The sequence below is a fragment of the Methanoregula sp. genome, from assembly GCF_049686655.1.
GTDB lineage: Archaea > Halobacteriota > Methanomicrobia > Methanomicrobiales > Methanospirillaceae > Methanoregula.
Map to the genome: position 1 here is coordinate 1 of NZ_JBAVIG010000024.1, position 20158 is coordinate 20158.

Here is a 20158-nt window from a genome sequence, read left to right on the forward strand (position 1 = left end):
AAGAAGGATCTGCAGGCGCTGATGACCGGCTCGCAGGACTGGTGGCCGGCGGATTTCGGCCACTACGGGCCCTTGTTCATCCGCATGGCATGGCACAGCGCCGGCACGTACCGCACCGGTGACGGTCGCGGCGGCGCCGGTGCCGGCCAGCAGCGCTTCCCGCCCCTCAATAGCTGGCCCGACAACGTGAACCTCGACAAGGCGCGCCGGCTGCTCTGGCCGATCAAGCAGAAGTATGGCAGGAAAATTTCATGGGGCGACCTCATGATTCTTGCCGGCAACGTCGCCCTGGAGTCGATGGGATTTAGGACCTTCGGCTTCGCTGGCGGTCGTGAAGATGTCTGGGAGCCCGAAGAAGCGGTCTACTGGGGTTCTGAGAACACGTGGCTGGATGACAAACGCTACACCGGCGACCGGAACCTCGAAAATCCGCTCGCTGCCGTGCAGATGGGGCTGATCTACGTCAATCCGGAAGGCCCGAACGGCAACCCGGATCCGATCGCGGCGGCCAGGGATATCCGCGAGACGTTCGCCCGCATGGCCATGAACGACGAAGAGACGGTTGCGCTCATTGCCGGTGGTCACTCATTCGGCAAGACCCACGGCGCCGGCCCTGCGTCCCACGTGGGGCCTGAACCTGAAGCGGCGGGCATTGAGGAGCAGGGTCTCGGCTGGAAAAGCAGCTTCGGCACCGGCAAAGGCGGTGACACGATCGGCAGCGGCCTGGAGGTGACCTGGACCAACACGCCAACGAAGTGGAGCAGCAACTTCTTCCGGATCCTGTTCGGTTCCGAATGGGAACTGACGAAGAGCCCGGCCGGTGCACACCAGTGGAAGCCGAAGGGCGGCGCAGGCGCAGGAACCGTGCCGGATGCGCACGACCCGTCAAAGCGTCATGCGCCATCCATGCTGACCACGGACCTCTCCCTGCGGTTCGACCCTGCCTATGAAAAGATTTCACGGCGCTTCTACGAGCACCCGGACCAGTTCGCGGACGCGTTCGCCCGGGCGTGGTTCAAACTGACGCACCGCGACATGGGTCCGCGCTCACGCTATCTCGGCCCGGAGGTTCCGGCCGAAGAGCTCATCTGGCAGGACCCCATCCCTGTCGTCAATCACAAACTGATTGATGCGGAGGACATCGCCTCCCTCAAGGGCAGGATCCTGGCTTCCGGCCTGTCTGTGCCAGAGCTGGTCTCGACCGCCTGGGCATCGGCATCCACTTTCCGTGGCTCCGACAAGCGCGGTGGTGCCAACGGTGCCCGCATCCGCCTTGCGCCGCAGAAGGATTGGGAAGTCAACCAGCCTGCCCGACTGGCCAGGATCCTTGAGACGCTGGAGGACATCCGGAACGCCTTCAACAGCGCCACCTCTGGCGGCAGGAATGTATCGCTGGCTGACCTGATTGTCCTGGCCGGCTGCGCGGGCGTAGAGCAGGCTGCGAAGAAGGCTAGTCACGAGGTGACGGTTCCCTTCACGCCGGGACGCATGGACGCCTCGCAGGAGCAGACCGATGTGGCCTCCTTCGCCGTGCTCGAGCCAAAGGCGGACGGCTTCCGCAACTACCAGAAGACCCGCTATGCCGTATCGGCCGAGGAATTGCTCATTGACAAGGCGCAATTGCTGACCCTGACCGCACCCGAAATGACGGTGCTCGTTGGCGGGATGCGGGTGCTGGACACCAACTTCGGCGGATCACAGCACGGCGTCTTCACCGAACGCCCGGGAGCGCTCACGAGCGACTTTTTCACAAACCTGCTCGAAATGGGCACGGAGTGGAAGCCGGTATCGGACGCCAGGGAGATATTCGAAGGGCGCAACCGCAGGACCGGTGAAGCCAGGTGGACCGGCACGCGTGTCGATCTTATCTTCGGTTCGAACTCCCAGCTCCGGGCTCTGGCCGAGGTCTACGGGAGCGCAGACGGGCAGTTGAAGTTTGTCCAGGACTTCGTGGCAGCATGGGCCAGAGTGATGAACCTTGATCGCTTCGATCTCGCCGGATCGCAAGCATAAACGTCTTTGTATGGCGGAGAACCTCATGAAAGCGGACACGGAACCCGGCAAACGCGTATCAAAAGAGCTGAATCTTTGAAGGGTGCACCCGGTGCGCCGCGTATCATCTCGTGGAACATCACGCTCAGGTGTCCCCTGAAGTGTTCCCACTGCTACGTAGACGCAGGAGACCGGGAAGCTGACGGTGTCCTCTCCACGCAGGAGGCATTTTCCGTCATCGACCAGATCCGGGCTACCGGCAGGCCGGTCGTTGTGCTGAGCGGCGGCGAACCGCTCCTCCGGGAGGATATCTATGCCATCGCACGATATGGCACGGAGCAGGGACTCCGGATGGTCATGGGCACCAGCGGGTACCTTATCGACCACGACACTGCGGTAAATCTCCGGGAAGCGGGGATCCGGGCTGTGGCCATCAGCCTGGATTCGGACGACCCTGTTACTCACGACGCATTCCGTGGCCTTGACGGCGTATGGGAGAAGGCCATCCGGGCGATCGGGCACTGCCGCGATGCAGGGATCGCCGTCCAGGTCAACATGTCGGTGATGCGGTCTGATATCCGCGATGTAGAAGAGGTGATCAGGCTGGGGACTTCCCTTGGTGTCCGTGATTACCAGCTCTTCTTCCCGATCCCCACCGGAAGGGCACGGCAGATCGAGCCACGCAGCCCGGAGGAGTACGAGGAGCTGATCCGGCAGGTCCTCATCCGTTACCGGGACGCCGATCTCAACATTCGCCCGACCTGCGCCCCGCAGTTCCGCAGGATTGCGGACGGTCTTGGCATTGCCAATCCCACGTGGGGACGCGGCTGCCTCGCCGGTATTACGTATTGCCGGATCTTTGCGAACGGTGACGTGACCCCCTGCCCGTACCTGCCGGTGAGCGCCGGCAACGTGCGGACTACCCCGTTTGCAGATATCTGGAATACATCCCCGCTGTTTACTGTACTCCGTGATCCTGGCCGTCTCACGGGGAAGTGCGGGCGGTGCAGTTTCAAAACGAGCTGTGGCGGGTGCAGGGCCCGGGCCTACCGGCGGGAGGATGCCGCCTCCCCGCTCTGGTGCGACGGCCTTGCAACACCGGATACGCTCAACGGGGAGTGCTGCGGTGAAGACCCGTGGTGCCCTTATAAACCCGAGGAGGTGGTATAATTCCCGGAAGAATGCCTCCAATGCCTCCTGATGCAAACTATGACAGGACCGACCTGGAACTTCTCAATGTGCTCCAGGATGATATCCCTTTCATTCCCCGTCCGTGGAAAGCGATCGCGGACCGGCTGGGTATTGCCGAGCCCGAAGTACTCCTCCGGATGGAGCGTCTCCAGGCAGCCGGTATCCTGCGGGGCGTGTCCCCGGTACTGGAATCCCGGCGGCTGGGGATCACTGCAGGAACGCTCGTTGCCCTTTGTGTACCTGAACCACAGGTCGCTGAGGTAGTCCGGATCATCAACGGGTATCCGGAAGTCTCGCACAATTACCGGCGGGATCACAAATACGCGATCTGGTTTACGCTTGCTGCGGCAACGGACGAGCGGATTTGCCAGGTACTCGATGAAATCCTCAGGAGGACCGGAATTCCGGAGACGGATATGCTCAACCTGCCCACCCTCCAGCATTATAAGATCGATGTGAGATTCTCCTGTTGCCCGGATGAGGAGGCGGATGCCCACGGATCTGACTGACCGTTCCCTGCTGAAGGAACTGGAAGACGGGCTCCCGCTCGTCAGCGAACCATTTGAGGAACTGGGAGAGCGTCTCCACATCAGCGGTACGGATGTACTGCAGCGTCTCCGGCAGCTCAAAGAGGAAGGGATCATCAGGAAATTCCGGGTACGGATCAACCAGCGGCGGATAGGGATCACGGCAAATGCCGTTGTGGCCTGGGAAGTGCCGGAGGCGGTATGCCCGGACCTTCATTCACGGTTTGCATCCTTCCCCGGTGTCTCCCACTGTTACCTGCGGCAGCCGGTCCCCGGCCGGTGGGACTATACGCTTTACACGGTCCATCATGGGCGCAGCCGCACGGGTGTGCATGAACAGGTCAAAAGGCTTGCAGAGACAACGGGGATCACCAACTATGTCGTGCTCTTCAGTACGGAAGAATTCAAACGCGTGCCGAATGTGCGGATGGGAGAAAATGGGGGCGGCCTGATATGAACCGAATTACCCAGTGCCTGCACGGGCGGGGTACGGTCAGCGGTCTGATGCGCCACCGTCATAAGCCGCAGGCAGATATGCCCAGCACGTATCTTGCATTCTCGGGCATGTACCGGCCGGTGGTCTTCTGGAACATCACGGACCTCTGCAACCTGAGCTGCACCCACTGCTATAACCGGTCAGGACCCGGTCGGGAGACGGCGGGGGAACTCACCACAGAAGAAGCGATGCATGTCATCGACGACCTTGCAGACATGGGTGTCCCGCTCATCCTTTTCTCCGGCGGGGAACCTCTTATGCGTGAGGATATCCGGGAGCTGGCATGCCATGCCAGAAGCCGTGGCCTCAAGATGGCGCTCAGTACCAACGGGACGCTAATCACACTTGACATCGCCAGGATGATCAAAGGATGTGGGATCGAGTACGCCGGGATCTCGCTGGACGGCGCTACTGCTGAGACCCATGACCGGTTCCGGAACTCTCCGGGTGCATTTGAGCAGACCCTCTCAGCATTTGCCGCCTGCAAAGAGGCCGGGCTCCGGTGCGGGGTGAGGGTTACGCTCACAAAGGAAAACTGCCGGGAACTCGGAGCGCTGGTCGACATCTCCCTTGCGCTTGGCGCATCCCGTTTCTGCCTGTACTGGCTCGTGCCCACGGGACGGGGGATCGATTCCTATAGCCGGTTGCAGCTGGACAGAAACGAAGTGACCGAAGCCCTCAGTCTTCTCTACCAAAAAGCGAAGCAAACAGACTCTGCATCCATGGAGTTCCTTACGGTAGATGCCCCGCAGGATTGTATCCACCTGCTTGCATCCATGGAAAAGGACAAGTCAGCGGATCTTGACGATGCCCGCAGGCTGCTTGCATCATTAAAGGGTGGGTGCAGCGCCGGCACCCGGGTGGCAAATATCGATGCCCGGGGAAACGTATATCCCTGCCAGTTCGCCCGCTCACCGGAGTTTCTCGTCGGGAACATCCGTGATATGCCGTTCAGCGGGCTCTGGGGGAATGATGACGACCCCGTACTCGCCCGGTTCCGCGACAAACAGGCCCAGTTCGGGGGCCGGTGCGGTTTGTGCAGCCACCGCGAAATCTGCGGCGGCGGGTGCAGGGTGCGTGCGTATTCCGCATCCGGGGACTTCCTCGCTGAAGATCCGTTCTGCTACGTCCCTGAGCGGGATCCAGACACCCTGAAGTAGTCTATTCTTGTCCAGTACGCCTCTCCCGGGCAGCACATGTTCATCGACTGACCGGGTGCAGGTACGATTAAATTCCTGTTCAACGGAACGACGGGCCTGTTCCATAGCGACGGGAAATAGAGCGCGTTCACGCGCATCCGGATTCGTGCAGGCAGGGATTCATCGGATTCCGCTGGCAGGGTATAACGGTTGTGAAAAAAAGAGGATGTTAGTTACATATCGAAGTACAAGTGGAACTCCCACGGGTGGGGCCGGAGCCTGACACCGTCGATCTCGGAGCGTTTGTACTCGATCCAGACATCGATGACGTCCTGCGTGAAGACGTCCCCCTCGAGTAGGAACTTGTGGTCCGCCTCGAGTGCATCGATCGCCTGTTCCAGCGATGAGGGGACGGTGGGGAGCTTCTTGGCTGCCTTTCCTTCGAGTTCGTAGGTGTTGCCCTCGAACGGCTGGCCGGGGTCGATCTTCTTCTTGATACCGTCGATACCTGCCATCAGCAGCGCCGAGAAGGAGAGATACGGGTTGCACATCGGATCCGGCGGGCGGAACTCGATCCGTTTGGACTTGGGATTCTCGGAGTACATCGGGATCCTGACAGCAGCGGAGCGGTTACGGAGCGAGTACACGAGGTTGACCGGCGCTTCGTATCCCGGCACGAGCCGCTTGTAGGAGTTGGTGGATGGTGCACAGAATGCCATGAGCGCGTTTGCATGCTTCAGGAGACCGCCGATATAATATTTTGCGGTCTGGCTGATCATACCGTATCCTTTCGGGTCGAAGAAGAGGTTCTTCCCGTCCTTCCAGAGTGACTGGTGGGTGTGCATGCCCGATCCATTGTCGCCAAAGAGCGGTTTGGGCATGAAGGTTGCGACCATGCCAAAGTCCCGGGCCATGTTCTTGACAATGTATTTGTACATCATGCAGTAGTCTGCCATCTTGACGAGGGAACTGTACCGCATATCGATCTCGTTCTGTCCTGCTGTCGCCACCTCGTGGTGGTGCACTTCGACGGGGATGCCGGTCTCGATCATCTTGAGGATCATCTGGCTCCGGACATCCTGGAGCGAGTCATGGGGAGGCACCGGAAAGTATCCTTCCTTGTAGCGCGGCTTGTACCCGAGGTTGGGCTGCTCGTCGCGGCCGGAGTTCCAGCTGCCCTCGACAGAGTCCACCGAATAGAATCCCTGGTTGACCGTCTGCGAGTACCTGACATCATCGAACAGGAAGAACTCGTACTCGGGTCCCCAGTAACTCTCATCGGCAATCCCGGTTGACTTGAGGTACTCCTCTGCCTTCTGGGCGATAAAACGCGGGTCGCGTGAATATGCTTTTTTGCTCAGGGGATCGTAGACGTCACAAATGATCGAGAGCGTGGGCACGTCACAGACCGGGTCAACGACCGCGGTGGAGGTGTCCAGGTACAGGAGCATATCGGATTCCTGGATCTTCTGGAACCCCCGGATGGAGGAGCCGTCAAAGCCGATCCCTTCCGACCAGATTCCTGACTTGGGGTCCGTGGAGCCGTTCAGTTCCGAAGCAGGGATTGAGAAATGCTGCCAGAGGCCCGGCAGGTCGTTGAATTTCAAATCAACGATCTGGATATTCTTCTTTTTGATCAGGGAATGAACTCCGCTGATCTGCTCTTTTGTCACTTCAGTCATTTTTTTTGGTTTATTCGCTTGTGCCATTCTAACACCATCCAACCTACGAGCGCACTGAAACGGTGCTCAACGCATGTGCAAAATAAACTGGCATTCTGATCATGCCGGGTCTGCACTAGGAAGTATCTTTCTATGTAACTATATTTAAAAATTGTTGATAAAGATGTGTGCGCAGATCATCCTGCCGCAAAACGAAAAAACTGAACATGTGCAATTTTCATAACGAAGAGCAGCATCTGATTCCGGGGAGTCCAGTGATGAATAATCAGCAGACGCGGGACTCCCAATAGAAGCATCCTTCTGTTGATCATATAAATATGTTCCCCATACCTATTCCGGAACCGGATTCTCACCAGAGACCCGGGAGAACGAATCGCCCCGTCCCGGCAGGATTTTTTGAGTGCGTTATAATCAGAACCGGATGACCGTGTTCCGTAAATATTAATGAAACAAGACGCCAATATGATCTCTCAATGCTCAAAGTACATCGGGATATTTGTGGATATTGCGGATGCTGTGTCTCTGTCTGTTCGGAGGGTGCTCTCGAACTGATCGATGCGTACCTTTCCGTGGAGAAGAACTGCACGAGCTGCGGCATCTGTGCAAAAGTCTGCCCCCTTGGTGCCCTGGAGGTAGTCCATGAAAAATAAGTACGACGTGCTGGTCATCGGCGGTGGCCCTGCGGGAGCGCTTGCAGCAAAGACCGCGGTCGAGAAAGGCCTCTCTGCATGCATAGTGGAGAAGCGCCCGGCGATTGGCGCCCCGGTCCGCTGTGCAGAAGGGATCGGCAAGGAAGCCCTCCTGGAGTTCATCGAGCCCGATCCCCGCTGGATCTCGGCTGAGATGACCGGTGCAGGGATCGTAGCCCCCGACGGCTTTTTCATGAAACTGGAATCAGCCATGGCAGGCAGCAAGGTTGGCTATGTCCTTGACCGGAAGTTCTTTGACCGGGAACTGGTCTGGAAGGCGGCGGAGGCAGGTGCTGATGTTGCGGTGAAGTCGCGGGCTGCCGCCCCCATCATGGAGAACGGTTTTGTGAAAGGCGCGAAGATCAGTGCCGGCGGTAAGGTTACGGATGTCAAAGCCGAAGTGGTCATTGCAGCTGACGGTGTGGAATCGAAATTCTCGAAATGGTGCGGCATCGATACCACCGTCCCGGTCCGTGAGATCATGAGTTCGGTCCAGTACGTGATGACCGATATCGACATCGATCCCCATTCAACAATCTTCTACCTTGGCAACGAAGTGGCGCCGGAAGGGTACCTCTGGATCTTCCCCAAGGGCAACCGGACGGCAAATGTCGGGATCGGCATCTCCGGGAAGAAGAGCGGGGAAGGCCACCGGGCAAAGGATTACCTCGACAGGTTTGTGAAAAAGACATTTCCTGACGGGAAGACGATCGAATATATCCCCGGCGGGGTCTCGGTCTGCCGGCCGCTGGACTGCACAGTTGCAGACGGCTTCCTTATCACAGGCGATGCAGCCCGTGTCGTCGACCCCCTCACCGGTGGCGGCATCTACAACGCGATGTTCACAGGCCGGCTAGCTGCTGAAGTGGCAGCAGACTGTATCGGGAAAGGCGATGTCTCGAAGAAGTGTCTCATGGTCTATGACAAGGCATGGCGGGCATCCAAGATGGGTAAGGCGATCGAGCGCAACTACCACATCAAGGAATACCTGATCAAACAGCCCGATACCAAACTCAACGAAATCATTCACTCGGTCTCGAACCTGAACCTTAAGGAATTCTCCACCATCAACCTGATAAAAGAGATTATCCGGGTAAACCCGAAGCTGGTACTTGAGCTCGGTGCCCTTGCGGCATCAATCCGATGATTTTTTGAGCTGCTTGTTGAGGAGCCGGAGGCAGTCGTCCTCGGCCTCTTTTTTCGTGAAGACCGTGAAGATATCCCCACCCTGGATCCGCACGCTGCCGCTCGGGATGATCAGTTCCCCGTTCTGCCTGCGGAGCGCGATGAAGACGAAGTCCTTCACCTTGAGCTCACGGATCTCGTGGTTCACGATAGGGGCACCGTTCTCGGCTACGATCTCGAAGATCGTACCGCCGGGAATGGAGGCGAGCTGCTGGAGCTGCGGGTTCTGGGTCCAGTAATAGAGCCGGGATGCAACGAGCTCATCCGGGTTCTCGCTGATCCTGACTCCCACCTCCTTGAAAAAGTCTGAATGTGAAGGCTGGTTGACGATTGCGACTACGTTTGGGACCCGGAACTTCTTTGCCAGCCAGCAGGTCATCAGGTTGACCGAGTCATCGCTCGTCGTGGCGATCATCGCGTCGGCCCGGTCTACCCCCGCCTCCTCGAGAATCGTCTTGTCGGTTGCATTGCCGGTTACGGCCAGCACATCGTAGTGCTCGAGGACTTCGCTGCACCGGGCCTCGTCCTGGTCGATTACCACAACGGTATGGGCATGTTCCACTGCCATCTTCGCGAGATTTCTCCCGATACCGCCGAGTCCTACGATGATGATGTACATGCTTACCGGTTACCTTCACCGGCATTTAAAATAATTTGCGCGTCAAGCTCTGGGTGTGATATGCGGGGTCGATGAGGCGGGAAAGGGCTCGGTACTGGGCCCGCTCGTTGTGGCGGCAGTGGCAGTGCCCTCCGAAAACGCGCTCGACGGGCTCAGAGTCAGGGACTCAAAAGCTGTCTCCCCAAAGGAACGCGAACGTCTCTACCCTCTCATACGGAAGCGGTGCAGGGTTGCAACGATCAGGCTCGACGCGCAGGATATCGACGCGATCCGGACCGAGATGACTCTTAATGCAGCGATGGCCCGGACCCATGCCCGGGCAATTGACAAACTCTCACCATCCTGTGCTTACGTGGACGCCTGTGATGTCAACTCCTTCCGGTACGCGGAAATGGTCAAAGGCAATCTCGTGAGAGAGTGCGAGATCATCTCCGAGCACCACGCGGACGTGAAGTTCCCGGTGGTTTCGGCTGCAAGCATCATCGCCAAGGTGACCCGCGACCGGGTGATAGCGACCCTTGCAAAAAAATACGGGGACATCGGCAGCGGTTATCCTGCAGACCCGGTTACGATCCGGTTCCTGGAGACGTGGATCGGGGAGCACGGGTCACCCCCGCCCATAGCCCGGAGAAGCTGGAAGACCATCAGCGCGATGCTGGCAAAAAGGACCCAGCGCTCCCTCATGGATTTCTAATCCTGCCCTGGGATTCGCATCGACAGGCATTTTCTGGATAGGTCTTATCTTTATTAAAATGCCATAATTATTGATGGACTGGCTTCTCTTCGCGCTGGGAATTGTTCTTATCTACGCAGTTCTGGCGTACTATATCCATGCACGGAAACTGTGGGAGAACCATATCACCTTCTATGGTCCGATCATGGCGATCAAGACCGACAGGGTCGGTTTTTTTGACTGGTTTGCCCGCTACCGGACCTTCTTCCGGATCTATGGTACCATCGGTGTCGTCATGGTCGTTGTCGTATCGGTACTGATGACGCTCCTCCTTGTCAGTGCACTCCAGACCACCATCGTCCAGAAGCCGGCCCCTACTGCAGTAAATAACCTGAACAATATCTTTGCTGTCCCCGGCCTGAACGATTTCATCCCCTTAACCATTGCGGTGATTGTGGGCCTGATCATTACGATGGTGGTCCACGAGTTCGGCCACGCGATCCTCTGTCGGGTCGAAGGCATCCGGGTGAAATCGATGGGTATCCTCGTTCCGGTCATCCCCATCGGCGCCTTCGTTGAGCCTGACGAGGAAGACCAGGAGCGGTCAAAGGGATTGCCGAAGATGCGGATGTTTGGGGCCGGCATTACCAATAACATCCTTGTCGGTGTGATCTGTTTTGGCCTGATGCTCTTCCTCCTCGGGTTTGCCGTGCCTCTTTCCGTTCCTTTTGTCAACGGGGTCTACGTTGACTCCCCGGCGTATGTTGCCGGAGTGCCGCCTGATTCCATAATAAAGGAGATAAACGGGGTCAGCGTCCCGACCACGGATGACGTGGCCCGGGTGCTGGACAAGACGAAACCCGGGGATACCCTCATACTTGCCGTCGATAACGGGGGAACCCCTGAGTCGCGTACCCTGACGCTTGCTGCATGGCCTGCCGGGATGAGCAACAAGACGAGCGGGTTCATGGGCGTTTCCTATTATGATACCGGGTATATGAAACAGGTATTCAATAACATGGCAAGCCCGCTCGGATTTCTTATCCTTCTTGCCGTTCCTATCTATGTGATCCTTGACCCCGCCGGATGGGGATCATTCATGATCCTTATAAATGATACAGCAGCTTCCGCGATGTGGAGCGTCCCGTTCCCCCACTTCTGGCTCGTGATCCAGCTCCTCTTCTGGTGTGGCTGGTGGAACCTCGTGGTCGGCACCTTCAATGCCCTGCCTTTGATCCCGCTCGATGGCGGGTATATTATGAAGGAAGGAGTGGACCGGCTCCTTGACCGGAAAGGCCTGATCAAGTACTCGGGCTACGTGGTGGCAGCGGTCAGCTACATCATGGTGGCCGTGATTATTGCAATATTCATCCTGCCAAAGCTCTTCCAGATGGGAATGGTCTAGAAAATTCCTCATCCCGATAAACATTTTACTTTAGGGTTAATGCGGGCTGTCCCGGCAATCTTTCTTTCCGGGTCTTGTGCTGCGACTATTCCCTGTGCCCGGTTCCTGTGGATTTCACCCGGACTTCGGTACACTTACAGATAGATCCTTGAGAAGAGTGCCCGGTATTTCTCAGGATGGTTGAGGAAACCGAGGACCGGAGCCTGCTGTTCGACAAGATCATAGAGGGGATCGTTTACTGTGTCCGTCACACCGGCAATGTGGCCTGCCCTGACGATTCTCAACCGGGGCCGCCCGGGGTAGAGCGGGTTTTTCACAAACGTCCCGGATGTCATCTCGTAAAAGACCGCTCCGCGGAGATTCTCATAGGGCAGGTAGTTGCTCTCGAACGCCGAGGAGACGAGGTTTGCCATCTGGAGAACGGCCGTGCGGGAAGGATTGATCGTGACGTGGCCATATCCCGGGGGAACAACAACAATATCCCCGGTTGTAGCTGCGATCATCACTACGTCAGAACAGTCCCTGGTCTGGATCAGGTAGTGCGCCTCGCCTTCCAGCACCTCGTATATTTCCGGGTAACCGGTACCGGACCGGCTCTCCGGGTGGTAATGCCCTTTGGTCTTCATCCATTCCCCGCAAAGATCCCGTGGGGGAATGATCGTGATATCGAATCGGATATCCTGTTCGTGAAGCCACTGGTGGTCTGCCGGTGATCGCGCCACGTCCCGGTACATGTAATATACCGGGCCGGTGCAGGTACAGTGCGGGTCGGCGAGCACGCCTGCGAGTTCACCGGCCTCCCGTATCGATGGTACAGGCAGGCGGCCTTTCCAGCGGACAGGGCCCGTATACCCTGCCTTTTCCCGGTATGCGTTTTGTCCGGCCATCATTTCCTGCCGCCGATCACCAGCTTAGCCAGCTCGTAAAACCCGGCATCGACGGTCTTCTGGCGCGAGACCGCGTCCCTGAGCGGGACGCTGCGGATGCGGTACCCGTCAAGGGCTACCATTGTCCCGAACTTCCCCTCTTGTATGAGCTGCACTGCTGCCACGCCAAAGCGGGTTGCGAGCACCCGGTCATAGGGAGTGGGTGAACCGCCCCGCTGGACATGCCCGAGGATCGTCACCCGGGTCTCCACCCCCATCCTGCGCTCGATCTCTTTCCCGAGCAGGTTGCCTACGCCCACGAACTTCTCGTGCCCGCACTCGTCCCGGATATGGTCGGGTACCGGTGGCAGCCCGATATCCTCCCGGTGCGCACCTTCGGCAATGACCACGATAGAGAATTTCTTGCCGGCCTCGTACCTGGCCATGAGGTTTTTACAGACCTCCTCCATAGTGAAGTGAACTTCCGGGATAAGGATCTCGTCAGCTCCTCCGGCTATGCCTGCCATGATGGCGATCCAGCCTACGTCTCTCCCCATAACCTCGACAACGATGATCCGGTGGTGCGATTCTGCCGTAGTGTGCAGCCTGTCTATCGCTTCTGTCACGGTCGTCACGGCCGTATCGAAGCCGATGGATGCATCAGTTCCCACGATATCGTTGTCGATCGTCTTTGGGATCCCAATGATCGGGATCCCTTTCTCCGCCACGTCCCGCGCCGCCGCAAGGGTCCCGTCCCCGCCTACGACAACGATGGCATGGAGCCCGAATTTTTTCATGTTCTGCTGGATCTTCTGGAAATCCCTGACCTCTTTTAAGGGATTGGTACGGGACGTCCCGAGGATGGTTCCCCCTTTTGGCAGGATTCCCGAGACGGAAAAATCGGTGAGCGGCTCGACATCCCCGTCGATGAGGCCCTGCCAGCCATTCCTGATTCCCAGTGTCTCACAATCCTTGCGGATACCTGCCCGGACCACTGCACGGATTGCCGCGTTGAGTCCGGGGCAGTCGCCCCCGCCAGTCAGTACCCCAATGGTTTTCATCGAAATCTCCTTACCATCCCTTTCCACTCACAGGTAATACCTTTTCCGGCGCCCTGTCCTGCTTCCCGTTCAAACAGCATATTCACCGGCTCGTCTCCATGAATATTCTCCGGTGGATGATCCGCCAGCAGAGGATCAGCTGGGCAAGGTCGCCAGCAGTTACATACTGCCGGTGCTTGAAGATGGAGATAGGTGAGACCCGGGTCTGGCGTTCGATGTTCTGCTCCAGTTTCCGCACCACATGTTCGCTCAATTCCCCGTCCATGATCATCTTCCCCATCCGCTGTCCGCCTTTCTCACCGGTCTCGAACTCAAGGGCGAAGTTCCTTTCCGAGAGGGAGAGGATGGAGTAGAGGTCGAGGGAGAGATCGATATTCCCGAGGCTCTGCTGCAGCCGTTTCTGGACGAGTGTGACCCGGTATACATTCCATTTCCTGCCAGCGTCCCGGCCGTACCGGGAGTGTCCGATCCCGATCACCGCATCGGCAAACTCCCGCTGGGGCATAATGTACCGTTCATATTCCGGTTCCCTTTCCGTGATCTCCCGCATCACCTGCTCCCGGGTATAGCCACGCTTGTTCATGTCCCGTCGGATCTTCCAGTCGTACTTCACTTCCCGGTCAGGGTCAACGAAGAGGGTAAAGTCGAGGTACTTGCGAAGGGTCTCCGTGTACAGCGTATGGAGCCCTTCGAGGATCAGGATCTTCTTTGGCCGGAAGATTGCCGGGGGATCAAAGGTGCCGGTGGCATGGTTGTAGGATGGCTTCTCGACCGGCACTCCCCGCTTGAGCCGGATCAGGTCCTGTTCGAGCTGTTCAATCCGGTTCGCACGCGGGTCGAGCGGGGTGATACCGGCGGCAAACCTGCCGGCCCGGTCAAGGCCGTGGTAATCATCAAGTGTAATGGTGGAGACGAGGTCGTCCCCGAAGATGTTCCGCACTCCCCGGGTGAACGTGGTCTTGCCTGAACCGCTGTCGCCCGTCACGCCGATTGTGAAAATATACGGCGATGCAGCGATCGTGTCCTTGAAGTTCGGGTGGTGCATGGTTCATATCCCCTCCCGTTTTTTTCAGGGAAAGACCATACGGCAGGCCCGCGAGATCTCTGCTACACTCCAGGCCTGTGCAATGCAGCCCCGGGGCAGGAATGGTGGTTCCCCATCGAAGATCTCGGATATGTACCCCGCGCCGGCCTCCCGGATATGGGAGAGAATGGGGAGGAGCAGGGGGGCGATCGTATCCCGGTCCCGGCCGTTCCTGATGAGTGCTTCTACATACCATCCCGTGAGCCATGGCCAGACGCAGCCGTTGTGGTAACTCGGGTCACCATTGAATTTCCCGCGGTACGCCGGGTCCCGGGGCGAGAGTGTGCGCAGGCCGTACGGTGTCAGGAGTTCCCGGGTTACGGTCTCCAGCGTAGCTGTAGCCTGTTCCGGTTCCATGAGGCCAAGGGCCACCGCGATCACCTGGTTCGGGCGGACTGACGGATCGACCGGGTCGATGCAGTCGTACAGGCAGTGTGCCTCCCCGTTCCAGAACGCTTTGAATGCGTCCGTTGCCGATTCCACTGAGACCGGGGGGATGATTCCCATGGATTCTGCTTCGTCAAGCGCATGGATCCAGAGGGCATTGATCTCTACCGGTTTGCCCTCCCGGGGAGTAAAGGCCGTATCCATCCACGTGCTCCGCGGGACTACGCGGATCAGATCGTGATCGAGAGTCGCCACTCCTGACGAGGGATATTGTTCAAGAATTTCGGCAACCACCGGGCGCATGCCGGCGATGAACCGGTCATCACCCCAGCGGCGGCGGTACCTGCCGAGGGCATGGATGAACCAGAGGGAGGCATCGCTTGAATGGTAGTTGTCCGGGAAACGGTTTGGGATCACCCCGGCATCGATCTTCTGGGCGAGACGCCTGAGCACTGCCTGGGAAGTATCCTTCCTGTCCCTTTCGATAAGGAGACCGGTGATACTGATTGCTGAATCCCTGCCCCAGGACTCCCGGAACCAGTGGTATCCGGCAGATATCTCGTCATGGTGGCAGAAGGTATCAGCAGCATGGTCGAGCCATTCGCGGGGGGATGACGGGGAAGGTTGTGCAGCAGTTTTCCCCGGCACCTGGTTGCTCAGGAAACACCGCAGCGAGACCGATCCGTCCCGGACCGTGCCGGCGAAATATCCCGGAGAGAATAGGTCCTCCACCGGGTCATAGCCCCGTTCCTGCTCCTTTTCGTACCAGACATTCCAGTAGGTGACAGGGTCCTGCCTGAACGGCAGATCCCCTTCGAGCTTGACCTCGTTCCAGCGGATCCCCCCGGCGTCTGCCTCAAAGTCCGGGCGGGGGTCCCGCACTACCATGTCGACCGACCTGTCCGTGATAAGCGGACGGATGGTGAGGAATGCCTCCCCCGTGACCGCGTACGTGATGGTTACACCCTGGTTAAATGAGATCGTCTTCCGGACGAGCACATCCCCGACCATGAAAGTCCAGCAGGGTGGATAGAGTGAGAGGGAAAAGAGGTACGGTAGCCCGGCAGCACCTGTGGTTCCCTGGTATTGCTGCGCCGAAATCCGTACGCCATTGACCTGCTCGTCGAGGGCGGCCAGGTACACCCTGCCCCGGTGGACAAGGAGCCCGTGATACTTCCGGGTATTTCCACCCGCTGAAGAGGAGCAGTATGTATGCTCCCCGGCCATGAGGTACTCAAGACCCCGGGCTGTTTCTCCTGCCTGCATCTCCCGCCCGTAGAGGAGGGTCATTCACCGGACTCCGTATAAGCGGCGTGCTGGTCCACGACCTCCTGGTAAACGCGGAGCGTCTCATCGGCAATATGGTCCCATGTGAAATGATCGAGGACGCGCTGCCGCCCGTTCTTTCCCATCTTTGCTGCAAGCTCAGGATCTTTGAGGATGCTGACGATATATTTGGCAATATCGGACGGGTTGTACGGGTCTATATGATAACCGCAGATATTGTCCCCCGAGGGGATTACCTGTTCGCGAAACCCGCTCGTGCCCCGTGCCCCGACTACTACCGGTTTTGCCATGGACATCGCCTCGGTGCAGACGATACCGAACGGTTCGTATTTCGAGGGGAATACACAGACGTCGCTTGCCGCGTAATAGACGAGGCGTTCCGCTTCCGGCACCATCTTGAAGTGCAGGATCACGTTCTTCCCAAGATGCAGGTCGCGGACCATCTGGCTCAGCAGCTGCTCCTGGTCTCCCACCCCGAGGAGGACGAGTTTCACATCCGGGATTTCCCTGATGATCTCGGGCATGGCGAGGATGAGGGGATCGGCCCCTTTCACCCACGTGAGCCTCCCGATAAAGAAGATCATGGGCGAGGTGCCGACACCGATCCGTTCGCGGAATGCATCTGCCTGGCGTTTTGGGATCTTCGCCGGATCGTACTTCTCTGCATCTACCCCGTTATGGAGCACCCGGATCTTCGCCTCCGGGTACCCGAAACTCACCAGCTCGTCCCGCATCGCATAGGATACCGTCACGATACGGTCAGCCGTCATAGCGGAAAGCCGCTCGATATCCTTGATAGTGAGCGACCCGGTGGGGTTCCTTCCCTGCTCCGTGGAATGGAAATGGAAGATGAGCGGGATATTGAGATTTCGCTTGCAGATGATGCCGGCCAGGGCCGCGATCCAGTCGTGCGCCACGATCAGGTCGTAGCGGCGATGTTCGTTTATCACCAGCTGGTTCACGAGTTTTGAAGCCGAGAGGACATTGTACAGTACGGTCTCGGCAAAAAAATTCTGGCCGTTGTGGTCCCAGTTCTTGACCTCCTCCGGGTTTACGATGGAGAATATGTCAGGAAACGTCATCAGGCGGGGCCGGTGCACTTCGACACCGGCCCAGGTGTCGGAAGTCGGATCGTTTCCGGTGTTCCGGGAAAAAACCGTAATGCTGTGCCCCTTGGCAATGAACTGCCTCGTGATCTCCATAGCATACGTCCCAAGGCCGCCCCGGAAGAACGGGGGGAACTCATCGACGAAGTACGCGATCTTCATGTTACGACCCGGGCATACGTGTCCGTCAGCCGCTGGACGATCGGGCCCCAGAGGAAGAGCCGGTTCACTTTTGCCCGCCCCCTTTTCCCGAGAGCGCCGGCATTCCACGGTTCGTCCACCATGGTATTGATCCCCCATGCCAGTGATTCGGAGTCCACTCCCACCTTGATCCCGTTAACGAACCCGTCGATATTCTCTGAGAGTCCCCCGACATTGGATGCCACCACGCACTTCTCCGCGCTCCATGCCTCGAGGAGGACGAGGCCGAACGGCTCGTTGCGGCTGGGTATAACAACAATATCCGCCGCGTTCAACAGCCGTATGTATTCAGAGTCCGGGATATACCCGACAAAGTTGACCGGCAGGTCGCGTGCCCGCTCCTGCAGGTACTGCTTCATCCCCCCGTCGCCGGCAACCACGACTTGTGCATCCCAGCGGTGCTGGCAGACCGTGCGTATTGCCTCAATGAGCAGGTCAGGGCCTTTCTGGTACACGAGCCGTCCGATAAAGAGGATCATAGGGGCATAGGGATGGATCCCATAGGCAGCTTTCACCTCGCCGGGATCGATCTCTGCCCGGAACTCTTTGGGAACGACGCCATTTGGGATCACCTCGCATTTGCTATCCGGTATGTTGTAGAGTGTCATCACTTCGTTTTTCAGGGTGGCGGAGACAGCAGTCACGCGCTTTGCGACAAGGCCGCCGTACCATTCCTTGCCGGAGATCTCGCGGAACTCCCACCAGTCCCCAAACTGGTTGCCGTTCCGCCCGTATTCCGTTGAATGGAAGGTGAGGATCGTGTCCCGTTCCTGCAGGTAATGGAGCGCCTGAACGGGGTGCCAGTCATGAAAATGAAGGAAATCGAATTTCCCTGTTCGATCTTCCTTCCGGAACTGCTCCACCATCCTCCTGCTCATGTTGTCGCAGTACTCGACGATATTTCCCCCCTGCGGGTTACAGTAGTGGTACTGCACTCCGTTTATGGCCTGGTCCGGTACCGTGCCCCGGGTGAAATAATGGACCTCGTGGTTCTGCTTTACGAGCGTCTCGGCAAGGTGCGTAGCGGCGTTGGCGAGTCCCCCGACCCGCTCCCCGTACATCGACTCCCAGCAGAAGTACGCTACTTTAAATGACTCCATAGCAACTCTCTCCTCTCTTTCACGGCAGTTGTCAGTTCGTGCCGCTCCCGGAGTCCCCGGATACTCTCCGCGAGTTTCTGGTCCTCCAGCACGTCATTGATCCAATGGTAGAAGTCCTCCCGCTCCTGGTGGTATGAGATCGAATCAATGGGTACAATATAGAGTTGCTCTTCGAACTGGTCCAGATTATAAGCAGCATGCCCAATGAACCCGGAGGGACCTGCAAAATGGAATGCCAGTTCCGGGGGCAGGGTCCGCAGGGTCTTGGCCGACTTCCTGTTCTTCATCACCCGGACGTTGCGGGACTCGTAGTCTGCCAGTACCCTCATGTAGGTTTTGAACGCGTCCTCAGCATCGTGGTGGCTGAAGTAGGTATGTACTTCACCGCAGGTTCCGTATTTCGAGGCCATGTAGTAGAAGTGATCGCTCGTCTGCAGGTACCGCCAGATCGGCTTGTCGATTGCGTAAGTCTTTGCATTCTGGATCGCATGGAAGGCGGTCCGCTGGCGCTCGTTTCCCATCCATGCCGATGTATCTTTCTCCAGGTCTGCCCAGGAGATGGTCTCCTGTACATCGATCTCCCCCACTGGCGTATTACGGGCTACCACTTGCGACGGCAGCACGGGCTCGACGCCGCGCTGTGCAAGTTCGTATGGCAGGCTTCGCAGGAAGTCGAAGATGCCCGTCTCCTGCCAGAAATGCTCGCCAAACGTTTCGTAATCGAGGAAGATATTGATCACATCGCCGGGTGAGGACGCGATCCACTGGGCATAGGTATCTGCCGTCAGCGGGTACATGTCCCATGTCCGGTTGGCAAACCGGAATGCGATGTCGTCAGACAAGGTAGTGTTGCGCAGCATCACCGGGATTCCCTGGCACTCGTACACATAGTTCGGGCTGCGCCACCCGAGGATGCGGTCCACGCCCTCCGTGAAGATACCGGCAAAATCCATATCCTTTACCGTGGCAGCGACATCATTGTTGAAAGTAAATTCGGTATTTTCAAAGATGGTCGGGCGGACACGGAAATGATCGAACATCAGGTCGGAATGCAGTTTTACCTGCTCCCGGAACTCGGTCTTGTCAGAAAAACAACTGGCAATGCTGTGGTAATACGTCTGGGAGATCAGTTCCGTATTCCTGTGTTGGGCAACGGCCTCGAAGAGCGAGAGGGTATCGGGGCTCCACTTCTCCAGCTGCTCGATAAGAGTGCCGGACAACGAGAACGAACAGGCAAATCCCTCGTCAAGCTTTTCGAGAATGATCTTTGTGGCGGGATCATAACATTTTTCGGCAACCCGCAGGAGGATCTCCTTGTTGAGGCCGTCAAAATACTGGTCGAACAGATCTTTCTTTTTCAGTTTCGGGGCTGGGGCAAACAACCGGTTAAGACGATATGGCTGATGGACCTCAAACCCAACACATATTTGTGGCATAGCAGACACTTCCCACTGGACAAAGGGAACGA

The 20158-nt window shown here is 57.9% G+C and carries 18 protein-coding genes; 9 read left to right on the top strand and 9 right to left on the bottom strand.

Annotation, left to right across the window (positions count from 1 at the left end; translation table 11 throughout):
• The 5 genes from katG to WBL42_RS03210 form a co-directional block, all read left to right on the top strand.
• Positions 1–2013, top strand: a 2013-nt coding sequence (gene katG / locus WBL42_RS03190; RefSeq protein ID WP_424719823.1) for a catalase/peroxidase HPI, incomplete at its 5' end; no start/stop codon positions are given.
• Positions 2014–2088: 75 nt separating this feature from the next.
• Positions 2089–3162: a radical SAM protein gene (locus WBL42_RS03195; RefSeq protein ID WP_424719824.1), complete on the top strand. Its 1074-nt coding sequence runs from the start codon at positions 2089–2091 to the stop codon at positions 3160–3162.
• A gap of 20 nt (positions 3163–3182) precedes the next feature.
• Entirely contained in the window at positions 3183–3692 is a 510-nt protein-coding gene (locus WBL42_RS03200) for an AsnC family transcriptional regulator (protein WP_424719825.1), read from the top strand.
• On the top strand, positions 3673–4167 hold the full coding sequence (locus WBL42_RS03205) for an Lrp/AsnC family transcriptional regulator (protein WP_424719826.1): 495 nt from the start codon (positions 3673–3675) through the stop codon (positions 4165–4167). Before WBL42_RS03200 ends, WBL42_RS03205 begins: the two co-directional genes overlap by 20 nt.
• On the top strand, positions 4164–5366 hold the full coding sequence (locus tag WBL42_RS03210) for a radical SAM protein (protein ID WP_424719827.1): 1203 nt from the start codon (positions 4164–4166) through the stop codon (positions 5364–5366). Before WBL42_RS03205 ends, WBL42_RS03210 begins: the two co-directional genes overlap by 4 nt.
• Positions 5367–5578: 212 nt before the next feature.
• On the opposite strand, the gene glnA is transcribed toward WBL42_RS03210, so the two are convergent.
• Entirely contained in the window at positions 5579–7027 is a 1449-nt protein-coding gene (glnA, locus tag WBL42_RS03215; protein ID WP_424719891.1) for a type I glutamate--ammonia ligase, read from the bottom strand.
• A 473-nt stretch (positions 7028–7500) separates the two neighbouring features.
• Between glnA and WBL42_RS03220 the strand changes: the two genes are divergently transcribed.
• Together WBL42_RS03220 and WBL42_RS03225 are read left to right on the top strand one after the other, a co-directional pair.
• Positions 7501–7677, top strand: coding sequence for a 4Fe-4S binding protein (locus WBL42_RS03220; protein WP_424719828.1), 177 nt, complete (start codon positions 7501–7503; stop codon positions 7675–7677).
• Positions 7667–8863: an NAD(P)/FAD-dependent oxidoreductase gene (locus WBL42_RS03225; protein WP_424719829.1), complete on the top strand. Its 1197-nt coding sequence runs from the start codon at positions 7667–7669 to the stop codon at positions 8861–8863. Before WBL42_RS03220 ends, WBL42_RS03225 begins: the two co-directional genes overlap by 11 nt.
• Here WBL42_RS03225 and WBL42_RS03230 read toward each other — a convergent pair.
• Positions 8852–9520, bottom strand: coding sequence for a potassium channel family protein (locus WBL42_RS03230; protein WP_424719830.1), 669 nt, complete (start codon positions 9518–9520; stop codon positions 8852–8854). The genes WBL42_RS03225 and WBL42_RS03230 overlap by 12 nt on opposite strands.
• Positions 9521–9575: 55 nt before the next feature.
• Between WBL42_RS03230 and rnhB the strand changes: the two genes are divergently transcribed.
• Together rnhB and WBL42_RS03240 are read left to right on the top strand one after the other, a co-directional pair.
• Positions 9576–10214 carry a ribonuclease HII gene (gene rnhB, locus WBL42_RS03235; RefSeq protein ID WP_424719831.1) on the top strand — a complete coding sequence of 213 codons (639 nt, stop codon included), beginning with the start codon at positions 9576–9578 and terminating at the stop codon, positions 10212–10214.
• 73 nt (positions 10215–10287) lie between these two features.
• Positions 10288–11598: a site-2 protease family protein gene (locus tag WBL42_RS03240; protein WP_424719832.1), complete on the top strand. Its 1311-nt coding sequence runs from the start codon at positions 10288–10290 to the stop codon at positions 11596–11598.
• Positions 11599–11732: 134 nt separating this feature from the next.
• Here the strand turns inward: WBL42_RS03240 and WBL42_RS03245 are convergent, their stop codons facing one another.
• The 7 genes from WBL42_RS03245 to WBL42_RS03275 form a co-directional block, all read right to left on the bottom strand.
• Positions 11733–12488 carry a glucose-6-phosphate isomerase family protein gene (locus WBL42_RS03245; protein ID WP_424719833.1) on the bottom strand — a complete coding sequence of 252 codons (756 nt, stop codon included), beginning with the start codon at positions 12486–12488 and terminating at the stop codon, positions 11733–11735.
• Positions 12485–13525, bottom strand: a complete 1041-nt coding sequence (locus tag WBL42_RS03250; protein WP_424719834.1) for a 6-phosphofructokinase — start codon at positions 13523–13525, stop codon at positions 12485–12487. The genes WBL42_RS03245 and WBL42_RS03250 overlap by 4 nt, the downstream gene beginning before the upstream one ends.
• Positions 13526–13607: 82 nt before the next feature.
• Positions 13608–14570 carry a phosphoribulokinase gene (locus WBL42_RS03255; protein ID WP_424719835.1) on the bottom strand — a complete coding sequence of 321 codons (963 nt, stop codon included), beginning with the start codon at positions 14568–14570 and terminating at the stop codon, positions 13608–13610.
• 24 nt (positions 14571–14594) lie between these two features.
• Positions 14595–16286: an amylo-alpha-1,6-glucosidase gene (locus WBL42_RS03260; protein ID WP_424719836.1), complete on the bottom strand. Its 1692-nt coding sequence runs from the start codon at positions 16284–16286 to the stop codon at positions 14595–14597.
• Entirely contained in the window at positions 16283–17551 is a 1269-nt protein-coding gene (locus WBL42_RS03265; RefSeq protein ID WP_424719837.1) for a glycosyltransferase family 4 protein, read from the bottom strand. Before WBL42_RS03265 ends, WBL42_RS03260 begins: the two co-directional genes overlap by 4 nt.
• Complete coding sequence (locus WBL42_RS03270) at positions 17548–18690, bottom strand: glycosyltransferase family 4 protein (RefSeq protein WP_424719838.1); 1143 nt, start codon at positions 18688–18690, stop codon at positions 17548–17550. Before WBL42_RS03270 ends, WBL42_RS03265 begins: the two co-directional genes overlap by 4 nt.
• Complete coding sequence (locus WBL42_RS03275; RefSeq protein WP_424719839.1) at positions 18672–20126, bottom strand: glycoside hydrolase family 57 protein; 1455 nt, start codon at positions 20124–20126, stop codon at positions 18672–18674. Before WBL42_RS03275 ends, WBL42_RS03270 begins: the two co-directional genes overlap by 19 nt.
• Positions 20127–20158 lie beyond the last annotated feature (32 nt).

Excerpts from the sequence above, each read along its gene's own strand:
- WBL42_RS03200 (WP_424719825.1), top strand. The coding sequence starts at position 3,183 with ATGCCTCCTGATGCAAACTATGACAGGACCGACCTGGAACTTCTCAAT.
- WBL42_RS03205 (WP_424719826.1), top strand. The coding sequence starts at position 3,673 with ATGCCCACGGATCTGACTGACCGTTCCCTGCTGAAGGAACTGGAAGAC.
- WBL42_RS03210 (WP_424719827.1), top strand. The coding sequence starts at position 4,164 with ATGAACCGAATTACCCAGTGCCTGCACGGGCGGGGTACGGTCAGCGGT.
- glnA (WP_424719891.1), bottom strand. The coding sequence starts at position 7,027 with ATGACTGAAGTGACAAAAGAGCAGATCAGCGGAGTTCATTCCCTGATC.
- WBL42_RS03220 (WP_424719828.1), top strand. The coding sequence starts at position 7,501 with ATGCTCAAAGTACATCGGGATATTTGTGGATATTGCGGATGCTGTGTC.
- WBL42_RS03225 (WP_424719829.1), top strand. The coding sequence starts at position 7,667 with ATGAAAAATAAGTACGACGTGCTGGTCATCGGCGGTGGCCCTGCGGGA.
- WBL42_RS03230 (WP_424719830.1), bottom strand. The coding sequence starts at position 9,520 with ATGTACATCATCATCGTAGGACTCGGCGGTATCGGGAGAAATCTCGCG.
- WBL42_RS03240 (WP_424719832.1), top strand. The coding sequence starts at position 10,288 with ATGGACTGGCTTCTCTTCGCGCTGGGAATTGTTCTTATCTACGCAGTT.
- WBL42_RS03245 (WP_424719833.1), bottom strand. The coding sequence starts at position 12,488 with ATGATGGCCGGACAAAACGCATACCGGGAAAAGGCAGGGTATACGGGC.
- WBL42_RS03250 (WP_424719834.1), bottom strand. The coding sequence starts at position 13,525 with ATGAAAACCATTGGGGTACTGACTGGCGGGGGCGACTGCCCCGGACTC.
- WBL42_RS03255 (WP_424719835.1), bottom strand. The coding sequence starts at position 14,570 with ATGCACCACCCGAACTTCAAGGACACGATCGCTGCATCGCCGTATATT.
- WBL42_RS03260 (WP_424719836.1), bottom strand. The coding sequence starts at position 16,286 with ATGACCCTCCTCTACGGGCGGGAGATGCAGGCAGGAGAAACAGCCCGG.
- WBL42_RS03265 (WP_424719837.1), bottom strand. The coding sequence starts at position 17,551 with ATGAAGATCGCGTACTTCGTCGATGAGTTCCCCCCGTTCTTCCGGGGC.
- WBL42_RS03270 (WP_424719838.1), bottom strand. The coding sequence starts at position 18,690 with ATGGAGTCATTTAAAGTAGCGTACTTCTGCTGGGAGTCGATGTACGGG.
- WBL42_RS03275 (WP_424719839.1), bottom strand. The coding sequence starts at position 20,126 with ATGCCACAAATATGTGTTGGGTTTGAGGTCCATCAGCCATATCGTCTT.